This is a genomic window from Streptomyces sp. NPDC047079 (assembly GCF_040643755.1).
GTDB lineage: Bacteria > Actinomycetota > Actinomycetes > Streptomycetales > Streptomycetaceae > Streptomyces.
In genome coordinates this window covers 1-1546 of sequence record NZ_JBEYUZ010000069.1, presented here as the reverse complement: position 1 = coordinate 1546, position 1546 = coordinate 1, and the positions used below count along the sequence as shown (strand labels likewise).

The 1546-nt window shown below is 69.3% G+C and carries 1 protein-coding gene; it reads right to left on the bottom strand.

The window, feature by feature from the left end; all coding sequences use genetic code 11:
* Positions 1-68: 68 nt before the first annotated feature.
* Positions 69-1283 carry an IS110 family transposase gene (locus ABZ823_RS30905; protein ID WP_361666229.1) on the bottom strand — a complete coding sequence of 405 codons (1215 nt, stop codon included), beginning with the start codon at positions 1281-1283 and terminating at the stop codon, positions 69-71.
* Positions 1284-1546 lie beyond the last annotated feature (263 nt).

The window sequence follows — 1546 nt, the reverse complement described above, 5'->3', positions numbered from 1 at the left end:
GGGGGGTGCCTCTATGTCTTCCGTCAAGGCATCCCTGTCGGGTTTGGGGTGGTTCGGGGTTGCTGAGGTTATGCGGCGAGCTCGACGTCTTTCGGTGTCCGGGGTTCGTAGAAGGTGCCGTCGCGGAGCATGGCGAACAGGACGCTGATGCGGTGGCGGGCGAGGCGGAGGAGGGCTTGGGTGTGGGTCTTGCCGCGGGCGCGTTGCTTGTCGTAGTAGGCGCGGGAGACGGGGTCGTGCAGGGCTGCGAAGGCGGACAGGAACATCGCGCGTTTGAGCTGCCGGTTTCCGCCTCGTGGTGCGTGTTCGCCGTGGATCGAGGTTCCCGAGGATTTCGTTGTTGGGGCGAGGCCGGCGTAGGAGGCCAGGTGGGCGGCGGTGGGGAAGCTGGTGCCGTCGCCGACGGTGACCAGCAGAACTGCGGCGGTCCTGACCGCGACCCCCGGCATCGAGGTCAGGACCTTGGAAAGAGGGTGATCCTCCAGCAGGGCTTTGATCTGGGCTTCCAGGGCCCGGCGCTGTTCGTGGACGGCGGCGAGCGAGCGGGCCAGGGACGGGATCACGGTGTCGAGGGTGCCGGTGCCCGGGACGACGACGGTCTGCTCGTCGAGTGCGTCGAAGATCTCGTCGATCAGCCGGGCGGCCATGCGTGGGGCCTTGGGTCTGATCACCTCGACGAGTCTGCGGCGGCCGGCTTTCCGCAGCGCGGCCGGGGAGCCGTAGCGTTCCAGCAGCCAGGTCACGGCCGGGTGGTCCAGGCGAGGCCCGAGGACGCGCTCCAGCGAGGGGTGGAACTGAGTTAGCAGGCCGCGTATCCGGTTGGAGGTGCGGGTGGCCTCGGCCGCGAGGTCCTGGTCGAAGCCGACCAGCACGGTCAGCTCGGCGGTGATCTCGTCGGTGAGTTCCAGCGAGCGCAGGGTGTGCGGCATGGTGCGGGCGGCGTCCGCGATCACCGCGGCGTCCTTCGCGTCGGTCTTCGCCTCGCCCGGATACAGGTCGGCGATCCGCCGCATCGCCAGGCCGGGCAGATAGGCGACCTTGCAGCCCGCGTCCCGGGCCACGGTCAGCGGGAGGGCGCCGATCGAGGCGGGCTGGTCCACGATCACCAGGACGGTGCCGAACTTCGTGGCCAGCTTGTCGAAGACGGCCCGCAGCTTCGGCTCGCTGTTGGGCAGCTGCTTGTCGAGGACCTTCTTCCCCGCCGGGGTGAGCCCATGGCCGTGATGAGCGGTCTTGCCGACGTCCAGGCCCACGAACACGCCCACGTCTTCGGTGTCGAACATCGCGCCCTTCCAGGAGAGTTGAACGGGCCGGCCTCGGCAGTGGTGTCGTACGCGCGCATCCACGTTATGCAGACCTGCCGCCCGCGAGCTGTCCGGCATTGCGCCGGACCGGGCGGTGGCCGGACCTCTCATCAGCGTCTCCGACGGCACCTCCCGGGCCCGGTGACACCACCCCCCAGGTCATCCGTTCGACAGGGGGCAACAGTCATGCCGGGCCCGGAGGCCAGCGGCCCTCTTGCAGGACCGCGAAGAAGATAACGGGG